This window comes from Nonomuraea sp. NPDC049378, from assembly GCF_055586745.1.
This window is the reverse complement of the sequence record NZ_JBVJHP010000015.1, coordinates 273,521-293,848: the sequence shown is the minus strand read 5'-3', so window position 1 is coordinate 293,848 and position 20,328 is coordinate 273,521. Positions and strand designations below refer to the sequence as shown.

Here is a 20,328-nt window from a genome sequence, read left to right as displayed (position 1 = left end):
GGTCGTGCTGGGGACCGACGACCTGGGCACCGGGGCAGAGATCCACCCGGATCTGGCCTCCATCGACGCGGCGGACGTCCCGGACGCGGTCGTGGTCCGCTGCGCGGGTGCGGACCTGCACGCCACGACCCGCGCGGCGCTGGCCCTGGTGCAGGAATGGCTCGCCGACGAGCGCCTGGCATCGTCGCAGCTGGTGATCGTCACCCGCCAGGCCGTCGCGGCGGCCGGGGACGACGTTCCCGACCCGGCGCAGGCGGCGGTGTGGGGCCTGGTGCGGGCCGCGCAGTTCGAGCAGCCCGGCCGGTTCGTGCTGCTGGACGCCGACACCGAGCGGCTGGACGCCGAGACGGTGGGCCACGCGCTCGCGACCGGCGAATCCCAGATCGCCGTCCGGGAGGGCAGGCTCCTGACGCCGAAGCTGAGCCGGGCGACGGATCTGGAGCAGGGCGAGCCGGTGTTCGGACCCGACGGCACCGTACTGATCACGGGCGGCACGGGCGGGCTGGGCGCGCTGGTGGCCCGCCACTTGGTCACCAAGCACGACGTACGGCACCTGCTGCTGGTCAGCCGGCGCGGCCCGGACGCGCCCGGCGCGGGCGAACTGGCGACCGAGCTCTCGGAGCTGGGCGCCCGGGTGGACGTGGCCGCGTGCGACGTGGCCGACCGTGACGCGCTCGCCCGGCTGCTGGAGGGCGTGGACGGGCTGGCTGGGGTGGTGCACACGGCCGGCGTCCTGGACGACGGCGTCATCGCCGCCCAGACCGCCGACCGCCTGGACGCCGTGCTCAGGCCCAAGGCCGATGCCGCCTGGCACCTGCACGAGCTCACGCAGCACCTCGATCTGAGAGCGTTCGTGTTGTTCTCCTCGCTGGCCGGGGTGCTGGGCAGCGCGGGCCAGGCCAACTACGCCGCCGCCAACGCCTACCTGGACGCCCTGGCCCACCACCGTCAGGTGCACGGCCTGCCGGCGACCTCGCTGGCCTGGGGGTTGTGGACGACCAGCGGCATGGCGGGCGAGCTCAACGCGGCGGACCTGCGCCGCATGGAGCGCGGGGGCGTGAGACCGCTGTCCACCGAGGAGGGGTTGGCGCTCTTCGACCTCGGCGTCCGCTCCGGCCGCCCCGTGCTGGTCCCGGCGAAGTTCACCAAGGTCAGGAACCGCACCAGACCCCGCCGTACCCGGCCTGGCCAGGGGCTGGCGGAACGGCTCGCCACGATGGAACCGGACAGGATCGAGGCCACCCTGTCGGAGGTCGTCAGGGGCCAGGTGGCCGCGGTGCTCGGGTTCGCCGACGAGTCGGCGATCGAGCCGCAGCGCCAGTTCCAGGAGCTCGGCTTCGACTCGCTGACCGCGGTGGAACTGCGCAACCAGCTCAACACGGCCACCGGCCTGCAACTCCCGGCCACGCTCATCTTCGACTATCCGACTCCCCACGACCTGACGCGGTTCGTCCTGGAGCAGCTCTTCCCGGCCGTCGCGGCGGGCACGGCCGAGCCCGCCGACGCCCGCAGCGACGCCGAGGTGCGGCAGCTCCTGACGACCATCCCGATCGAACGACTGCGTGCGGCCGGACTGCTGGACAGCCTCTTCCGCCTGGCCGGCCCGGAGGACGAGGAGACGAACGGCAGGACCGAGGAGATCGACAGCATGGACGCCGACCTCCTGATTCAGCTCGCCCTTGAAGGCGGGAGTTCCTAGTCAAAGGAAATGATCATGACTCTGGTTACCACTTGGACGACGCTCAAAGAATCCGGCTCGGGAAACCTCGTCCTCTGCGTCGACTTCACGGAGACCGGCCGGGCGGAGGCCGGCTTCCCTGACCTGCTGGCGAAGATGGACTACGACGGGACGTTCTGGCATGTCTCCCCGCCCGCCGTGACACCTGGCTCGGGTGTCGACGGCGCCGCCTACGTGCGTTCGTGGATGGAACCTCTCAAGGCGAGCGGCCGGAAGGTGCACGCGGTGATGGGCTACTGCATCGGCGCCGTCTACGCGGCCGAGCTCGTGGACCTGCTGGAGAAGGAGCAGGGTGAGGCGCCCCGGCTGATCGTCTTCGACCCGGAGCCCACCAGCCTGGAGAACATCTACTTCCAGTTCGGCAAGGTCTTCGGCATCCTCTCCTCGATCCTCAGCGAGGAGGACGTCGCCGAGACCCGCGAGGCGATGGACCGTCCGCTGCAGCAGGAGGGCGTCACGGTCGAGGGCTACGCCGCCCAGCTGTACGCGAAGTTCCGCGACGTCGGGCAGCGCGCGTTCGAAAGAGCCGGGCTCGACCCGGAGTACTCGGAAGAGATGTGGGGCACGTTCAGCGCCTTCCTGTCCTTCCTCACCTACGCCGACACCCTGGATCCCTGGGAGGGGTGGCAGCGCGCCACCGCGGTGAGCTCGAACAACCCGAACAACGGCCTGAACCGGCTGCGCGAGTCGGGCCGCGGCCCCGTCGTGGCCGAGGAGCTCAGGTTCGACAAGGGCCACGACGTGTTGCTCACCGACGACGAGATCGCCAGGGCCATTACCAAGCTGCTGGAGAGATGATCATGGAGCAGATGCTGGGCCAGCGCGCCACCCGCAAGGAGCAGGCGCTGTGGTTGCTGGAAGAGCTCGTCCCCGGCGCCGGGGTGAACAACCTGGCCGTGGCGTTCAGCGTGACGGGCCGGGCGCGGCGCGACCTCATGCTGGAAGCGGTCAACCGCGTGGTGCACCGCCACGAGATCCTGCGCACGGTGTTCAGGGTCGAGCCCGAGGGCATGGTGCGTGAGGTCGTGCCCCCGGAGCGGGCCGTGCTGCGGTTCGAGGAGGCCGGCTGGGACGACACGCGCGAGTGGCTGGGGGAGTTCGTCGCGCGGCCGTTCGAGCCCGGCGGCGAGCTGCTGGTGCGCGCCGCGGTCCTGGAGGAGGACGCGGGCGAGGTCTACTGCCTGGCCGTCCACCACTCGGTCTTCGACGGGCTGTCGACGGCGCTGCTGACGAACGAGCTCGTCACGCTCTACGACGCGCTGGTGGCGGGAGAGCCGCCGGCGCGCGACGTCGTACCGGCCTGGGAGGAGCCGGAGCCCGACCCGCGCAGCGGCGCGTTCTGGCGCGACAAGCTGGACGGGTTCCACGCCGGCGACCTCGACCTGTGGTGCGAGCAGGCCGAGACCTCCCAGACGACCCTCGTGGGCGACGTGATCAACTGGGAGCTGTCGCCCGCCGCGCGCGAGGCGGCCCGGCAGATGCAGCGCGAGCTGCGGGCGCCCGAGTCGGTCATCCTCCTGGCCGCGTACGGCGTGCTGCTGGCCGCCCACGGCGCCGGCCCCGACCTCACGATCGGCTCTCCCGTCAGCGTGCGCACGCCCGAGGCCGCCACCCGGATCGGCTACCACATCAACGTGCTCACCCTGCGCACGCGGGTCCACTGGGCGAGCACCTTCCGCACGCACGCGCGCAACACCCGCCGCACGTTCATGGAGGCCATGTCGCACGCCGACTACCCGGTGGACGACCTGCTGGAGATCGTGCCGCGCGACGGCTGGCGCAACAACCTGTTCCGGCACACGTTCAACTACGTGCCCGCCGACCTGACGGCCGGGTTCACGCTGGGCGGCCTGCCGGCCGAACAGGTGGTGATCGAGAACGGCTTCAGCAAGTTCGACCTGGAGTTCTTCGTCACCTCCACCCCGGACAGCATCAAGATCAGGACCGCGTTCTGCGTGGACGTGCTCGACCGGTCCGACGTGGAGCTGCTGCTGGCCCGCTACGACGAGCTGCTCGTCACGCTCGCCGAGCAGCCCGACCTGCCGCTCGCGGACATCCCCGTCTGGTGCTACCAGGACCGCGCGGCCATCGAGATGGCCAACGCCACCGAGCACACCGTGACGCCCGCGACCGTGCTGGAGAAGATCGCCCGCAAGGTGTCCGCCGCGCCGCCCGAGGACGTCGTGGCCGTGGTGGACGGCGACCGGCACGTCGGCCTGCGCCGGTTGTGGGCCGCCGCCGAGGCCACCCGCGACGCGCTCCAGGCCGCGGGGGTGGGCAGGGGCGACGTCGTCGCGCTGCTCGCGCGGCGCTCACCCGAGCTGGCCGCGGCGGCGCTCGGCGTGTGGCTGGCCGGGGCGGCGTACCTGCCGCTCGAACCCGACCACCCGCAGCAGCGCCTCGACTACCAGCTCGACGACGCCGGCGCGGCCGTGGTCCTCGCGGGCGACGGCATCACCGTCTCCGGCGAGCGCACGGTCCTGCCGCTCGTGTCCGTCGACGCGGTCACGCCGGTGTCCGGGCAGGTGTCGTCGTTCAGCCCCGTCCGGCCTGAGGACTGCGCGTACCTCATCTACACCAGCGGCTCGACCGGGCTTCCCAAGGGCACCCTGATCGACCACTACAGCCTGGCCAACCTGATCGCGCACTTCGCGCACCAGCTGTCGGCGGGGCCGCGCGACACCGTGCTCTGGCTGACCACGTTCAGCTTCGACATCTCCGCGCTGGAGTTGTTCCTGCCCCTGACGACGGACGCCCGGCTGGCCATCGCGCCCGACGACGCCCGCACCCAGGGCGAGCCGCTGGCCGAAGCCCTGCGGCGCTACGACGTCACCATCGCCCAGGCCACGCCGACCACCTGGCGGCTGGTCGTGGACCAGGCGTCCGGCGAGCTGGCGGGCTGCCGCGTGTTGTGCGGCGGCGAGCCGATGCCCGCCGTCCTGGCCGAGCGGCTGGCCGCCACCGGCTGCGAGCTCTACAACGTGTACGGCCCCACCGAGACCACGATCTGGTCCACCGCCGGACGCATCGACCCCGCCGCGGACCGCATCGACGTCGGCGTGCCCATCGCCAACACGAAGGTGTACGTGGCCGCCCCCGACGGCCGCCCGCTGCCCATCGGCACCCGCGGCGAGCTCTGCATCGCCGGCGACGGCGTGGCCATCGGTTACCACAACCGGCCGGAGCTGACCGCCGAACGGTTCGGCGAGCACCCCGTCTACGGCCGGTACTACCGCACGGGCGACCTGGCCCAGTGGACCTCCGACGGCAAGCTGGAGATCCTCGGCCGGCTCGACCGCCAGATCAAGCTGCGCGGCAACCGGATCGAGCTCGCCGAGGTCGAAGGCGTGCTGCTGGCACACCCCGACGTGCGGGCCGCCGCCGTCGTCGTGGTCGGCGACCCCAGCGCGGACGCCGTCCTGTGGGCGTTCGTGGTGGCGCCCGACCGGCCTGAGGTCACCTCGGAGCTGTGGGAGCACGCCAGCGCGTCGCTCCCGTACGCGGCGACCCCCCAGGAGTACGTCGCGGTGGACGCCTTCCCGATGACCGGCAACGACAAGGTCGACTACCCGGCCCTGCGCAACCTGGCCACGGAGCTGCGCAGCACCGCCGAGACCACCGCGGACGAGGCCGACCTCCCGGCCGGCACCGGGGACGCGCTGGTCGACTCCCTGGTGGCGCTCTGGAAGGCCATGCTGAACCGTGCCGATCTCGGCCCCGACAGCCACTTCTTCGCGCTCGGCGGGCACTCGCTGCTGGCGGTCAAGCTGCTGCAGGAGATCAAGAAGGCGACGCAGATCCGGCTCAAGCTGAAGGACATCTTCGAGGAGCCGACCCCGGCCGGTCTCGCCCGCAGGCTGCAGGCCGCCGACACAAATTCCTGACGAGGCGCGGCCGGGCGACCCCGCCCGGCCGCCGACACGACGTAAGCGGCACTAGTGGATAGGCGGGTTGTCTCGTGTTGGAGAAAGTCGAGGAAGTACGGGCTGTTCCGTCCGCGCGGCCGGGCCGCTCCCCCGGCGCGCCACCGACCATGGAATCGATGCGCGCCGACATCGCCGCCCAGCTCGACCTCGACCCCTCCGAGGTCACGGACGGCGCCGACCTGATCAGCCTCGGCCTCGACTCGCTCCGCGCGATGCGGCTCGCCGGGCGGTGGCGGCGGGCGGGGGCCCGGATCGTCTTCGCCGAGCTGGCGACGGAGTTCACCCTCGCGGCCTGGTGGTCGCTGGTCCGCTCCCGGCTGACCGAGGCCGCCGCTCCGGAACAGGAGCCGGAGCCGGCCGTGGACGAGACGGCGCCGTTCCCGCTCACCCCCGTCCAGCTGGCCTACTGGATCGGCCGCGGCGACGGGCAGGTCATCGGGGGCGTCGGCTGCCACGCCTACCTGGAGTTCGACGGCTCGGGCGTCGAGCCGGACCGGCTGGAGCGGGCCGTACGCGCCCTCGTCGCCCGTCACGGAATGTTGCGGGCGATCTTCCACGACGACGGCACCCAGCAGATCATGGACACCAGCCCGTGGCCCGGCCTGACCGTCCACGACCTGTCCGAGCTCGGCGAGGACGCCGCCGAGAACATCAGGGAGCAGCTGTCGCACCGCCGCTTCGACGCCTCCCGCGGCGAGGTGTTCGACGTGCGGCTGTCGCTGCTGCCGGGCGGCCGGTCGAGGGTGCACTTCGAGGTGGACTTCCTCGTCGCCGACGTGCTCGGCCTCCAGATCCTGCTGAAGGACCTGGCCCGGCTCTACCTGGAGCCCGACGCGCCCATGCCCGCCCTGGCCTGCTCGTTCCCCCGCTACCTCGCCGCCAGGGGCGCGGAGCGGGCGGCACGGCGTACCCGCGACCAGGAGTACTGGCGCGGCCGGCTGGGCGAGCTGCCCGGCGCGCCACAACTCCCTCTCGCCACCGAACCGGCCATGATCGCCCGGCCCCGCTTCGCCCGCCGCGAGAGGTGGCTGTCGACCAGCGCGTGGCAGCGCATCCAGGAGCAGGCCCGCGTGCACGGGCTGACCCCCGCCATGGTGCTCGCCGCCGCCTACTGCGAGGTGCTGGCAGCGTGGAGCGGCGAACCGCGGTTCCTGCTCAACCTGCCGCTGTTCGACCGGGACGACACCGTCCATCCGGACGTCGCCCACCTGGTCGCCGACTTCACCAACCTGATCCTGGTCGCCGCCGACCTCTCGGAGCCGCAGCCGTTCGCCGAGCGCGCCAGGACCCTGCAGGCCCGCTTCCGCGCCGACGCTCGGCACACCGGATACTCCGGCGTCGAGGTGCTCAGGGACCTGGCCAGGAACGGGGAGCACTCGGGCGCGCCGGTCGTGTTCGCCTGCAACCTGGGGACCGAGCTGATCGTCCCTGAGGTGCGCGAGGCGTTCGGCGAACCCGGATGGATGATCACGCAGACCCCGCAGGTCTGGCTCGACCACCAGATCAACGAGTACGACCACGGGCTCCACCTGGCTTGGGACGCGGTGGAGGAGTTGTTCGCGCCGGGGGTGCTGGATGCGATGTTCGGGGCGTATGGGGGGTTGCTGGAGTGGTTGTCGGAGGGTGATTGGTCGGGTGAGGTGCCTGCTCTGTTTCCTTCGGAACAGAGCGTGGTGCGGGAGCGGGTGAATGCCACGGCTGGTGTGTTGCCGGATGGGGTGTTGCATGGGGGGTTCTTCGCGCGGGCGGTGAGTGAGCCTGGTCGGGTGGCGTTGATCGTTGAGGGTGGGTCCGTTTCTTACGGTGAGTTGGCGGATCGGGCGTTGCGGGTGGCTGGTCATCTGGTGGGGGTGGGGGTTCGGCCGGGTGATGCGGTGGGTGTGGTGGTGCCCAAGGGGCCGGATCAGGTTGTGGCTGTGTTGGGGGTGTTGGCTGCTGGTGGTGTGTATGTGCCGGTGGGGGTGGATCAGCCGGTGGCGCGTCGGGAGCGGATTCTGGCGCGGGCGGGTGTGTGTCAGGTGTTGACCGAGGTGCCGGTGGGGGAGCGGTTGTCGGGTCCGGTGGTGGTGTCGCCGGATGTGTCGGCGTATGTGATTTTCACGTCGGGGTCGACGGGTGAGCCGAAGGGTGTGGAGGTTTCTCATCGGGCGGCGTTGAACACGGTCGTGGATGTGAACGAGCGGTTCGCGGTGGGTGCCGGGGATCGGGTGCTGGCGGTGTCGGCGCTGGATTTCGATCTGTCGGTGTACGACATCTTCGGCCTGTTGTCGGCCGGCGGCGCGCTCGTGTTGCCCGAGGAGGGTGAGCGGCGGGACGCGCAGGCATGGGCCCGCCTGTGCGAGACCCATGGCGTGACCCTGTGGAACACGGTGCCGACCCTTCTCGACATGCTGCTCACGACGGTCGAGCAGGCGCCCTCCGGGCTCCGGCTGGCGCTGGTGTCGGGTGACTGGGTGGGGCTGGACCTGCAGGCGCGGTTGGCGGCGCAGAGTGGGGGGCGGTGCCGGTTGGTGGCGTTGGGGGGTGCCACGGAGGCGGCGATCTGGTCGAACGCGTTGGTGGTCGATCGGGTGCCGGCGCACTGGACGTCGGTTCCGTACGGGTTCCCGCTGCGTAATCAGCGGTATCGGGTGGTGGATGGCCGGGGTCGTGACTGCCCGGACTGGGTGGCGGGGGAGTTGTGGATCGGTGGTGCGGGGGTGGCGGTCGGGTATCGGGGTGATCCGGAGACGACGGCGGTCAAGTTCGTGGAGGGTGGGGGTGGGCGCTGGTATCGGACGGGGGACATGGGCCGGTACTGGCCGGACGGCACGCTGGAGTTCTTGGGCCGGGCGGATCATCAGGTGAAGGTTCGCGGGCATCGGATCGAGTTGGGTGAGGTGGAGGCCGCGCTGGAGGCGTTCCCGAAGGTGGGGCGTGCGGTGGCGGTGGCGGTGGGGGATCGGCGGCAGCGGCGGCTGGCGGCGTTCGTCACTCCTGGCGACGTGGACCAAGGCAAGCTGCGCGCGTTCCTGGCCGACCGGTTACCGGGTTACGCGATCCCGCCGGCGATCACCATGCTGGACGAGCTGCCCCTGACGGCCAACGGCAAGATCGACAGATCCGCGCTCACCGCACTCGTCGCCGACACACCGGAGACCACGGCGTACGAGCCGCCCGTCGGCCCCGCCGAGACCGTGCTCGCCACCATCTGGGCCGACCTGCTCGAACGCCCGGCGGTGCGGCGCAGCGACAACTTCTTCACCCTCGGCGGCGACTCGCTGCTCGCCACCCGCATGATCGCCCGGCTGCGCGCGGAAGGCGTCACCGACGCCAGGCTGAGCGTGTTGTTCCAGACGCCGGTGCTGGCGGACTTCGCGGCCACCCTCACCCTCGGTGAGGCGGCCCCGCCGGTCCCCGCGCTCGCCCCCGACGTGGCGCACCGGCACGACCCGTTCCCGCCCACCGAGGTGCAGCGGGCCTACTGGCTCGGCCGCGCCGAGCACTTCACGCTCGGCGGCGTCGGCTGCCACTTCTACACCGAGTTCGACGGCGACATCGACCTCGACCGGCTGGAAACCGCGTGGAACCTGCTGATCGAGCGGCACGAGATGTTGCGTGCCGTCTTCGACCAGGACGGGCTCCAGCGCATCCTGCCCGAGGTGCCGCGCTTCGCCATCGCCGCCGCCGACAGCGTCGAGGCCATGCGCGAGCGGATGTCGCACCAGGTGCTCGACGTCTCGGCGTGGCCGCTGTTCGACGCGCGGGCCGTACGCCACGAAAGCGGGGTGCGGCTCGGCGTCAGCTTCGACAACATCATCGTCGACGCGCTGAGCATGATGGTCTTCTTCGCCGAGCTCGACCAGCTCTACCACGACCCCGACACCGTCCTGCCGCCGATCGGGGTGTCGTTCCGCGACTACCTGCTCGCGCAGGACCCCGATCCCGCCGTCTTCGAGACGGCCAAGGACTACTGGGCGGCCCGGCTCCCCGAGTTGCCGCCCGCCCCGCAACTGCCGCTCCGCGTCGACCCGGCGCTGGTCGACCGGCCCAGGTTCGCCCGGCGCGAGCTCCGGCTGCCCGCCGCCCGGTGGCGGGCGATCACCGACCTGGCCCGCCGGTACGAGCTCACCCCGGCCACCGTGCTGGCGGCGGCGTTCGGCGAGGTCCTGGGCACGTGGAGCGCCCAGCAGGAGCTCACGCTGAACCTCACGCTGTTCGACCGGCGCGAGGTGCACCCCGACATCCACCGCGTGCTCGGCGACTTCACCTCGCTGCTGCTCGTCGGCTACCGGCAGGGCGCCGGCTGGCTGGACGGAGCCCGCAAGCTCCAGGAAGAGGTCTGGCGCGGCCTGGAGCACGGCGAGGTCTCGGCGGTCTGGGTGATGCGCGAGCTGGCCAGGCGGAACGCCGCGATCGAGATGACCATGCCGGTGGTGTTCACCAGCACGCTCGGGGTCGGCGGCGAGGGCATGGCCGGGCCGTCGTTCGCCGAACAGGTCTGGGGCGTGTCGCAGACCCCGCAGGTCTGGCTGGACAGCCAGGTCGGCGAGATCGACGGCGAACTGCTGGTCCGATGGGACGCGGTGGAGGAGTTGTTCGCGCCGGGGGTGCTGGATGCGATGTTCGGGGCGTATGGGGGGTTGCTGGAGTGGTTGTCGGAGGGTGATTGGTCGGGTGAGGTGCCTGCTCTGCTTCCTTCGGAACAGAGCGTGGTGCGGGAGCGGGTGAATGCCACGGCTGGTGTGTTGCCGGATGGGGTGTTGCATGGTGGGTTCTTCGCGCGGGCGGTGAGTGAGCCTGGTCGGGTGGCGTTGATCGTTGAGGGTGGGTCCGTTTCTTACGGTGAGTTGGCGGATCGGGCGTTGCGGGTGGCGGGTCATCTGGTGGGGGTGGGGGTTCGGCCGGGTGATGCGGTGGGTGTGGTGGTGCCCAAGGGGCCGGATCAGGTTGTGGCTGTGTTGGGGGTGTTGGCTGCTGGTGGTGTGTATGTGCCGGTGGGGGTGGATCAGCCGGTGGCGCGTCGGGAGCGGATTCTGGCGCGGGCGGGTGTGTGTCAGGTGTTGACCGAGGTGCCGGTGGGGGAGCGGTTGTCGGGTCCGGTGGTGGTGTCGCCGGATGTGTCGGCGTATGTGATTTTCACGTCGGGGTCGACGGGTGAGCCGAAGGGTGTGGAGGTTTCTCATCGGGCGGCGTTGAACACGGTCGTGGACGTGAACGAGCGGTTCGCGGTGGGTGCCGGGGATCGGGTGCTGGCGGTGTCGGCGCTGGATTTCGATCTGTCGGTGTACGACATCTTCGGCCTGTTGTCGGCCGGCGGCGCGCTCGTCCTGCTGCGGGAGGACGAACGGCGCGACCCCCAGCGCTGGGCGGAGTTGTGCGCCGCCCACCGGGTGACGGTGTGGAACACGGTGCCGACCCTGCTGGACATGCTCCTGGTCACCACCCAGGAACTGCCCCCGAGCCTGCGCGTCGCGCTGGTGTCGGGTGACTGGGTGGGGCTGGACCTGCAGGCGCGGTTGGCGGCGCAGAGTGGGGGGCGGTGCCGGTTGGTGGCGTTGGGGGGTGCCACGGAGGCGGCGATCTGGTCGAACGCGTTGGTGGTCGATCGGGTGCCGGCGCACTGGACGTCGGTTCCGTACGGGTTCCCGCTGCGTAATCAGCGGTATCGGGTGGTGGATGGCCGGGGTCGTGACTGCCCGGACTGGGTGGCGGGGGAGTTGTGGATCGGTGGTGCGGGGGTGGCGGTCGGGTATCGGGGTGATCCGGAGACGACGGCGGTCAAGTTCGTGGAGGTTGGGGGCGGGCGCTGGTATCGGACGGGGGACATGGGCCGGTACTGGCCGGACGGCACGCTGGAGTTCTTGGGCCGGGCGGATCATCAGGTGAAGGTTCGCGGGCATCGGATCGAGTTGGGTGAGGTGGAGGCCGCGCTGGAGGCGTTCCCGAAGGTGGGGCGTGCGGTGGCGGTGGCGGTGGGGGATCGGCGGCAGCGGCGGCTGGCCGCGTTCGTCACGCCCGGCGACGTGGACCAAGGCAAGCTGCGCGCGTTCCTGGCCGACCGGTTACCGGGTTACGCGATCCCGCCGGCGATCACCATGCTGGACGAGCTGCCCCTGACGGCCAACGGCAAGATCGACAGATCCGCGCTCGTCCTGGAGACGGAGCCACCACCGGACGGGGACGACCCACCACGCCCGGGCGTGGAGCAGCAGCTCGCCGAGCTGTGGGCCGAGCTCCTGGAGATCCCGCCGCCAGGCCGTGGCCAGAGCTTCTTCGCCCTCGGCGGCGACTCGCTGCTCGCCACCCGCTTCGCCGAGATCGTCCGCCGCAGGCTCGGCGTCGAGCTGTCCCTGCGCCGCTTCTTCACCACTCCCACCATCGCGGACTGCGCCGAGGCGATCGGCCTGACGACGGACGACACCGAAGAGGAGGGCGTGCTGTGACCCAGGCACCGGCCGCACCAGAGCCGACCGTACGAGACCTGATCGCCGACATGGAAGCGGCGGGAATCCGACTGTGGGAGGACGGCGGCGGCCTGCGCTTCCGCGCCCCCAAGGGAGCCCTGACCGAGGAACGCCGGGCGGCGCTGCTCGGCGCCAAGCCCCAGATCATCGCCCACCTGCGCCGCGAGGCCGAGGCCGAGACCGTGCGCCCCGACCCGGGACACCGCCTCGACCCCTTCCCCCTCACCGACGTGCAGCAGGCCTACCTGCTCGGCCGCAACGACGCCTTCGGCTACGGCGGGGTCGCCTGCCACGGCTACGTCGAGGTCGCCTTCCCCGAGCTCGACCCCGGGCGGGTCCAGGCGGCGTGGCGCACGCTGATCGAGCGGCACGACATGCTCCGCGCCGTCATCCACCCCGACGGCCACCAGCAGGTGCTGGCCGAGGTGCCCGCCTACGACGTGCAGGTGAGCGACCTGCGCGGCACCGACCCCGAGCAACGGCTCGCCGCCATCCGCGAGGAGATGGCGCACACGCTCTACCCCGCGGGCAGCTGGCCCCTGTTCGAGCTGCGGATCTCGCTCACCGACCGCGGCGCGCTCCTGCACGCCTCGATCGACCTGCTCATCGCCGACTACGTCAGCATCCAGCTGCTGCTGGCGGAGCTGCACACCCTGCACGAGAACCCCGGCGCCGACCTGCCGCCCGTCCCGGTCGGCTTCCGCGACTGCGTGCTGGCCCTGCGCGCGCAGCGCGAGAGCGGCCGGTACGACCGCGACCGCGCCTACTGGTGGGCCCGCGTCGACGACCTGCCGCCGGCGCCCGAGCTGCCCGCGCTCGACCAGCAGGCGGAGGCCAGGTTCCAGCGCTGGGAGAGCCGGGTCGAGCCGGAACGGTGGAGCAGGCTGCGCGCCAGGGCGTCGGCGGCCGGCACCACGCCGTCGCAGGCCGTGCTGGCCGCCTACGCCGAGATCATCGGGCGGTGGAGCCGCCGGCCCAGGTTCACGCTCAACCTGACGCTGCTCGACCGCCCGCCCCTGCACCCGTCGATCGACCAGGTGGTGGGCGACTTCACCACGCTCAACCTGCTCGCCGTCGACACCACGCCCGACCGGCCGTTCGCCGACCGCGCCCGCGCCATCGGCGAGCAGCTCTTCGCCGACATGGAGCACCGCCGGTGCGGCGGCATCGAGGTCATGCGCGAGCTGGCCAGGAGGCGCGGTCGTGACGCCGCGCTGATGCCGGTGGTGTTCACCAGCGCCATCGGCCTCGGCCAGGACGAGGCGGAGCACGGCAGACCCGAGTACGGCATCAGCCAGACGCCCCAGGTGTGGATCGACTGCCAGGTCAAGGAACACCGCGGCGCGCTGCTGGTGAACTGGGACGTGCGCGCGGGCGTGCTCCCCGACGGGCTGGTGGACGACATGTTCGCCGCCTTCACCGCGCTCCTCGGCGACCTGTCGGCGGAGGAGACGTGGGCCTCCGCGTCCCCCGTCGGCCTGCCCGCCGCCCAGGCCGGCAGCCGCGCCCGGGCCAACGACACCGCCGCGCCGCTCCCCGGCGGGCTGCTGCACGACGAGGTCGTGGCCCAGGCCCGCCGCACCCCCGGCCGCACCGCCGTCGTCACCTCCGAGGGCTCGCTCACGTACGGCGAGCTGCTCGGCCGGGCGACGGCGGTGGCGCGGGCGCTCGGCGCGGCCGGTCACGAGCCAGGACAGATCGTCGCCGTCGTCATGGACAAGGGCGCCGAGCAGGTCGTGGCCGTGCTGGGCATCCTCATGGCCGGCGGCGCCTACCTGCCCGTCGACACCGGCCAGCCGCCCGCCAGGCGCGACCGCATCCTCGCCGACGCCTCGGCCCGCCTGGTGCTGACGCAGTCGTGGCGCGCGGAGGACGGCTGGATCGCCGTCGACACCCTGCAGCCCGTCGACGCGGCGCCGCCCGGGGCCCGGCGACGGCCAGGCGACCTGGCGTACGTCATCTACACCTCCGGCTCCACCGGAGTGCCCAAAGGCGTGATGATCAGCCATCAGGCCGCCCGCAACACCATCGACGACATCAACACCCGCTTCGGCGTCGGCCAGGACGACCGCGTGCTCGGCCTGGCCAACCTGGGCTTCGACCTGTCCGTCTACGACATCTTCGGGCCGCTGGCGACCGGCGGCGCGCTGGTGCTGCCCGACCCGGCGCGCAGGGGAGACCCCGCGCACTGGGCCGACCTCGCCGCCAGGCACGCGGTCACCGTGTGGAACTCCGTGCCCGCGCAACTCCAGATGCTCCAGCACTACCTGGACGCCGAGCCGGCGGCCGGGCTGCCCGAGCTGCGGCTGGCGATGGTGTCCGGCGACTGGGTGCCCGTGGCGCTGCCCGGCCAGATCCGCCGCCGGCTGCCCGGCCTCGACGTGGTCAGCCTGGGCGGCGCCACCGAGGCCGCCATCTGGTCCATCCACCACCCCATCGGCGACCCGCTGCCCGGCTGGGTGAGCGTCCCGTACGGCAGGCCGCTGGCCAACCAGACCTTCCACGTGCTCGACGCCTCCATGCGGCCCAGCCCCGACTGGGTGCCGGGAGAGCTGTACATCGGCGGCGCCGGGGTGGCCATCGGCTACCTCGGCGACGAGGCCAAGACCGCGGAGCGGTTCGTCCAGCACGCGGGCGAGCGCCTCTACCGCACCGGCGACCTGGGCCGTTACCGGCCCGGCGGCACGATCGAGTTCCTGGGCAGGGAGGACTCCCAGGTCAAGATCCGCGGCCACCGCATCGAGCTCGCCGAGGTGGAGACCGCGCTGCAGGCGCACCCTGCGGTCGCCGCCGGCACGGTGATCGTCGACGGCGACCGGGCCCTCGAACGCCGCCTCGTCGGCTTCGCGCAGGCCGTACGGAAGGAGGATGGCGGCGGCGACGAGCCGGACGTCGCCGCGGCGGCCGAGGCGGCGGCCCGTGCCGCGCTCGAAGGCGTCGACCTGCCGCGCGTGGTGGCGGTCGCCGAGACGCTCGACGAGATCGCGCTCACCTCGATGGCGGCGGCGCTGCGCACGGCCGGGCTGTTCGCCGGCGGCGCCCGCCACGACCTGGCGGAGATCCTGGAGAGCGCCCGGGTCGCGCCCGACCATCACCGGCTGGTCCGGCGCTGGCTCGCCGCGCTGCACGAGCTCGGCCGGCTCGGCCGCGACGACGCCGGCCGCTACCACGACCTGCGCGAGCCCGCCGCCCTCGAACCGCTCTGGCAGCGCGTCGAGAACCTCACGACAGGGCTCGACTACGGCGCCGAGCTGGTCAGGTTCCTGCGCGTCAGCACCACGCACCTGCCGGAGCTGATGCGCGGCGAGCTCGACGCCCGCGAGCTGCTGTTCCCCGAGGGGGAGATGGAGACCGCCGAGGGCGCCTACAAGGACAACGTGCTCAGCAGGTACGTCAACCGCATCGTGCGCGCCGTCGTCGGCCGCGTCGCCGAGCGGCACGCGGGCGGGCCGCTGCGCGTCCTGGAGGCCGGGGCGGGCGTCGGCGGCACCAGCGCCGAGCTCATCCCCGAGCTGGCGGGGCACCACGTCGAATACCTGTTCACCGACCTGTCGCGGTTCTTCCTCGGCCAGGCCGCCGAACGGTTCGCCGAGCACCCATGGGTGCGCTACGGCCTGTTCGACATCAACGCCGACTACCGCGCCCAGGGATACGAGCCCAACTCCTTCGACGTCATCCTCTGCGCCAACGTGCTGCACAACTCGCACGACGCCGCCGCCGTGCTCGCCAGGTTCCGCGAGCTGCTGGCGCCGGGCGGCTGGCTGGTGTTCATCGAGACGACCCGCGAACACGTGCAGATCATGAGCTCGATGGAGTTCCTGATGAACCCGCACGACTACGCCGACGTGCGCCAGGGCCGCGACCGGACGTTCGTCGCCCGCGAGGAGTGGCTCGACCTGCTCGCGGCCGCCGGCGCCACCACCATGGCCTGCCTCCCCGGGCCCGACGACGCGCTCGCCGCGCTGGGGCAGTGCGTGTTCGCCGCCCGCTTCCCCGCCGACCGGGAGCACATCGACCTCGCGGAGTTGCGGGCGTTCCTGGGCGAGCGGCTGCCCGGCTACATGATCCCGACCCACGTCCAGGTGGTCGACGAGCTGCCGCTGACCGACAACGGCAAGATCGACCGGGCGCGGCTGCGCTCCCTGCTGCCCCGTACGGCCGGCGAGAGCACGCCCGCCGGCGAGGAGCCGCGCGACGACCTCGAACGGCGGCTCGCCACGCTCTGGGCCGAACTCCTCGGCCTCCAGCAGGTCGGCAGGGACCAGGACTTCTTCGCGCTGGGCGGCGACTCCCTGCTGGTCACCCGGCTGGCCGGGCGCGTCCGCGAGGAGCTGCCCGAGGCGCACAACTTCTACTGGGACAGCCTCGTCCGCCAGCTCGTCAACCAGCCGACCGTCGCCGCGCTCGCCGCCCACCTCCGCCAGGCCCGCGACGACCGCGACCGCGGCCTGTCCAGGACGGACGTCAGCCCGCTGGTGCGCCTGTCCGGCGGGCAGGGCCCGGTGCGGGTGCTGCTCCACGACGGCACCGGCACGCTGACCCCCTACCGGGCGCTCACCCCGGAGTTGTCCGGCGGGCCCCTGCTCGGCCTGGTGATCAACGACGCGGGACACTACCTGGAGCTCGATCCCGCCGCCGCCGTGGAGTCGCTGGCCGGATCGTACGCCCAGGCGCTGCTCAAGGAGGACGCGCCCAGCTACCACATCATCGGCTACTGCATGGGCGGGCTGATCGCCACCGAGGTCGCCCGGCGGCTCACCGAGGGCGGCGCCACCGTCGACGAGCTCACCGTCATCAGCAGCTCCCGCTTCCCGTACCGGATCAGCGACGAGCTCATGCTCGAGTACGGCTTCGCCCAGGCGTGCGGGCTCGACCCCGTCCGGCTCGGCTACCCCGGGGAGGACCTGGCCCGCGCCCTGCGGGCCGTGCTGGAGTCCTCGCCGGGACACGTGGGCGAGGGCGCACTCGCCGCGCTGGCCGGCTCCGCCGACCCGGGCCTCGCCGCCATCGGCGGCCGCTTCGCCGAGCTGTCCGTCACCTCGGCCGCCGACCGCCTGGCCGCCGTCGCCCGTGGCCTCGACCATCCGCCCGAGCGCGTCGACCTCGCCTACCGGGTCTTCAGGCAGAGCTTCACCGCCGTCACCTGCTACGACCCCGAGCCGTACGCGGGCGACATCACGTTCCTGCGCCAGCGCGGCGTCACCAACCTCGTACCGACCCTCCAGGACGACATGACGGAGTTCTGGCAGGACCTCTGCCTGGGACGGCTCGCCGTGCGCGACGTCGGGGGCGACCACTTCACCTGCCTCGACCAGGGCCACGCCGCCGGAGTCGCCAAGCTGATCACCGGGACGACCGCGTGATCGGCGTCCTCGGCGGCTACGGAGCGGTCGGCGCCGCCGCCACCCTCCTTCTCGCGGGCCGCGCCGCGCGCGTGCGGGTGGGCGGGCGCGACGGTGCGGCGGCGCGGCGGTTCGTCGCCGGCGCTCTGGGCGGGGAGGGCGAGGCGTGGCAGGTGGACGCCTTCGATCCGGACGCGCTCGCCCGGTTCTGCCGGGGCTGCCAGGTCGTCGTCAACTGCGCGGGCCCGTCGTACCTGCTGCGGGACCGGGTGGCACGGGCCGCCTTCGAGGAAGGAGCCGACTACGTGGACGCCGCCGGCGACGCGGCGTCCTTCGCCGGGCTGGCCGCGACCGGCACCGGCGGCCGTACAGCGGTGATCTCCGCCGGGATGCTCCCCGGCCTCACCGGCCTGCTGCCCCGCCACCTCGCCGCCCTCTCCTCCGCGCACAGCGGCCCGGCGGTAAGGCTTGACGTCTACACCGGAGGGCTGGACCGGCTCACCCCCGCGGCGGCCGGGGACTTCCTGCTGGCCGGTGCGGAGGAGCGGGGCGCGGCGCTGGCCGGGTGGCGTGACGGCGGCAAGGTCGCCCGCGCCCTCACCCCCGCTCACGACGTCGAACTGCCCTACTTCCCCGGGCCGGTCACCGCCTACCCCTACCTGAGTGCCGAGGCGGAACGGGTCGCCGCCGACCTGGGGCTGGCCGAGGCCCGCTGGTACAACGTGATCGCCGGCGACCGCGTCCTCGCCACCGCGAGCACCGTCACGTCGGCCGCCGACCTGGCCCGCGTCGCCGAGCTCGAACTGGCCGGGCGCACGCCGTACTATGTCCTGCTTTTTCAGCTCAGCGGCCCGCACAACACCAGCACCCTCGTGGTGCGCACGGCGGACTCCTACGCGCTGACCGCCGCCGTCACCGCCCACGCCGCGCGGGCGGTCCTGGCGGGTGAGGTCCCGGACGGGCTGCACCACGCCGACGCCGTGCTCGACCCGGCCAGGATGCTGGCGGACCTCGAGGGCGTGGCGACGGCCGAGATCACGGACGCGGTCGCCCTCATCGACCTGGCCGCGCCGGCGTTCGAGGAGGGCGCGCTGTGAAACGAGTCGTGGTGTGCGGCACCAAGTTCGGCCAGATCTACCTGTCGGCCATGCGGGACGGCCCCTTCGAGCTCACCGGCATCCTGGCCCGCGGCAGCGCCAGGTCCGCCGCGTACGCCAGGGAACACGGCGTCCCGCTGCTCACCGACCCCGACCAGGTGCCCGAGCTCGCGGACCTGGCCTGCGTGGTCGTACGGTCGGGAGTCGTCGGCGGCGAGGGCAGCGAGCTGGCCGCGGCGCTGCTGTCCCGGGGCGTGCACGTGCTCCAGGAACATCCGGTCCACGCCGACGAGCTGGCCCGCACCCTGCGCACCGCCAGGGCCGCGGCCGCGGTGCACCACGTGAACACCCTGTACGTCCACCTGGACCCCGTGCGCCGCTTCATCGAGGCCGCCCGCCGCCTGCGCGAACTCCAGCAGCCGCTCTACGTGGACGCCGCCTGCAGCGTCCACGTGGCCTACGCCCTGTTCGACATCCTCGGCCAGGCCCTGGGCGGTCTGCGCCCCTGGGCGTTCACCGCCACGGCCCCGGGCACGCCCTTCTCGTGCGTCACGGGTACGGTCGGAGGAGTGCCCCTCACCCTCCGGGTGCAGAACCAGATCGCGCCCAACGACCCCGACGCCCACCTCCACCTCCTGCACCGCATCACGGTGGGCACGGAGGGCGGCAACCTCACGCTGGTCAACACGCACGGCCCGATCGTGTGGACCCCGCGGATGTACGTCGCCCGCGACGCCGACGACCGCTTCGACACCAGGGCCGACCACCTGCGCCTGCCGAGCGCCACCACCATCGGGCCGGAGCAGGCGCCCACGTTCGCCGACATCGTCACCAAGGTGTGGCCGGACGGCGTGCGCCGGGCGCTGACCGGGCTGCGCGAGGCCGCCGAGGACGGCCGCGACCCGCTGCGGCAGGGCCAGTACCACCTGACGCTCAGCCGCCTGTGGCAGGACGCCACCGCGGCGATCGGCCGGCCCGAGCTGCTGGTCCAGACGGCACCCCGCCCCCTGTCCGCGACGGAGCTCGCATGAACTGGTTCCACTGCTACCAGCCCAGGCCGTACGCGTCGTTGCGGCTGTTCTGCTTCCCCCACGCCGGCGGCTCGGCGAGCTTCTACCGAGGCTGGCACGCGGCGGCGCCGCACTCCGTCGAGGTGCGCGCCGTGCAGTACCCGGGGCGGGGCGACCGCCGCGCCGACCCGTTCGTCGACGACGCCCACCACCTCGCGGGGCTCGTCGCCGACGCGATGGCGCCGCTGCTCGACCGGCCGGTCGCGCTGTTCGGGCACAGCATGGGAGCGCTGATCGCGTACGAGGTGGCGCGCACGCTGGAGGCCAGGGGAAGGGGCGTGACGCACCTGTTCGCCTCCGGCCGGCACGCGCCCCACGAGCACCGCCCCGGCGACACGCACGCCGGCTCCGACGACGAGCTGATCGACGAGATCGTCGCGCTCGGCGGCGTCGAGCCCGAGCTCATGGCCGACCCCGACATCCGCGAGCTGGCGTTGCCGGCCATCCGCAACGACTACCGGCTCGACGAGACCTACCGGCACCGCCCCGGCGGCGTGCTCGCCTGCCCCGTCACCGCCCTGCTCGGCGGCGACGACCCGGAGGTCACCCCGGAGCAGGCGGCGCGGTGGGGCGAGCTGACCAGGGCCCGCTGCACCGTCCGCACGCTGGACGGCGACCACTTCTACCTGGTGCCACGCCAGGACGAGGTGATCGCGGAGCTGTCCCGCGCCGTCACCACGGCCTGGGCGTCCACCCCCTGACCCCCTAG

At 72.6% G+C, this 20,328-nt stretch carries 8 protein-coding genes; all 8 read left to right on the top strand.

Features of this window, described 5'->3' with window-relative positions; genetic code table 11:
• Positions 1 to 1,699, top strand: a 1,699-nt coding sequence (locus tag ACZ6SA_RS31560) for a type I polyketide synthase (protein ID WP_465832253.1), incomplete at its 5' end; no start/stop codon positions are given.
• A gap of 15 nt (positions 1,700 to 1,714) precedes the next feature.
• The gene (locus tag ACZ6SA_RS31555; protein WP_465832251.1) at positions 1,715 to 2,536 is read left to right on the top strand and encodes a hypothetical protein; all 822 of its coding nucleotides are present in this window, start codon (positions 1,715 to 1,717) and stop codon (positions 2,534 to 2,536) included.
• Positions 2,537 to 2,538: 2 nt separating this feature from the next.
• Positions 2,539 to 5,622 (top strand): non-ribosomal peptide synthetase, encoded by a 3,084-nt coding sequence (locus ACZ6SA_RS31550; RefSeq protein ID WP_465832249.1) that lies wholly within the window; start codon positions 2,539 to 2,541, stop codon positions 5,620 to 5,622.
• A 158-nt stretch (positions 5,623 to 5,780) separates the two neighbouring features.
• Positions 5,781 to 12,089 (top strand): amino acid adenylation domain-containing protein, encoded by a 6,309-nt coding sequence (locus ACZ6SA_RS31545; protein WP_465832247.1) that lies wholly within the window; start codon positions 5,781 to 5,783, stop codon positions 12,087 to 12,089.
• Positions 12,086 to 17,473, top strand: coding sequence for an amino acid adenylation domain-containing protein (locus tag ACZ6SA_RS31540; RefSeq protein WP_465832245.1), 5,388 nt, complete (start codon positions 12,086 to 12,088; stop codon positions 17,471 to 17,473). Before ACZ6SA_RS31545 ends, ACZ6SA_RS31540 begins: the two co-directional genes overlap by 4 nt.
• Positions 17,470 to 18,549 carry a saccharopine dehydrogenase NADP-binding domain-containing protein gene (locus ACZ6SA_RS31535; protein WP_465832243.1) on the top strand — a complete coding sequence of 360 codons (1,080 nt, stop codon included), beginning with the start codon at positions 17,470 to 17,472 and terminating at the stop codon, positions 18,547 to 18,549. Before ACZ6SA_RS31540 ends, ACZ6SA_RS31535 begins: the two co-directional genes overlap by 4 nt.
• Complete coding sequence (locus ACZ6SA_RS31530; RefSeq protein WP_465832241.1) at positions 18,546 to 19,580, top strand: Gfo/Idh/MocA family oxidoreductase; 1,035 nt, start codon at positions 18,546 to 18,548, stop codon at positions 19,578 to 19,580. The genes ACZ6SA_RS31535 and ACZ6SA_RS31530 overlap by 4 nt, the downstream gene beginning before the upstream one ends.
• Positions 19,577 to 20,320 carry a thioesterase II family protein gene (locus ACZ6SA_RS31525; protein WP_465832239.1) on the top strand — a complete coding sequence of 248 codons (744 nt, stop codon included), beginning with the start codon at positions 19,577 to 19,579 and terminating at the stop codon, positions 20,318 to 20,320. The genes ACZ6SA_RS31530 and ACZ6SA_RS31525 overlap by 4 nt, the downstream gene beginning before the upstream one ends.
• Positions 20,321 to 20,328: the final 8 nt, after the last annotated feature.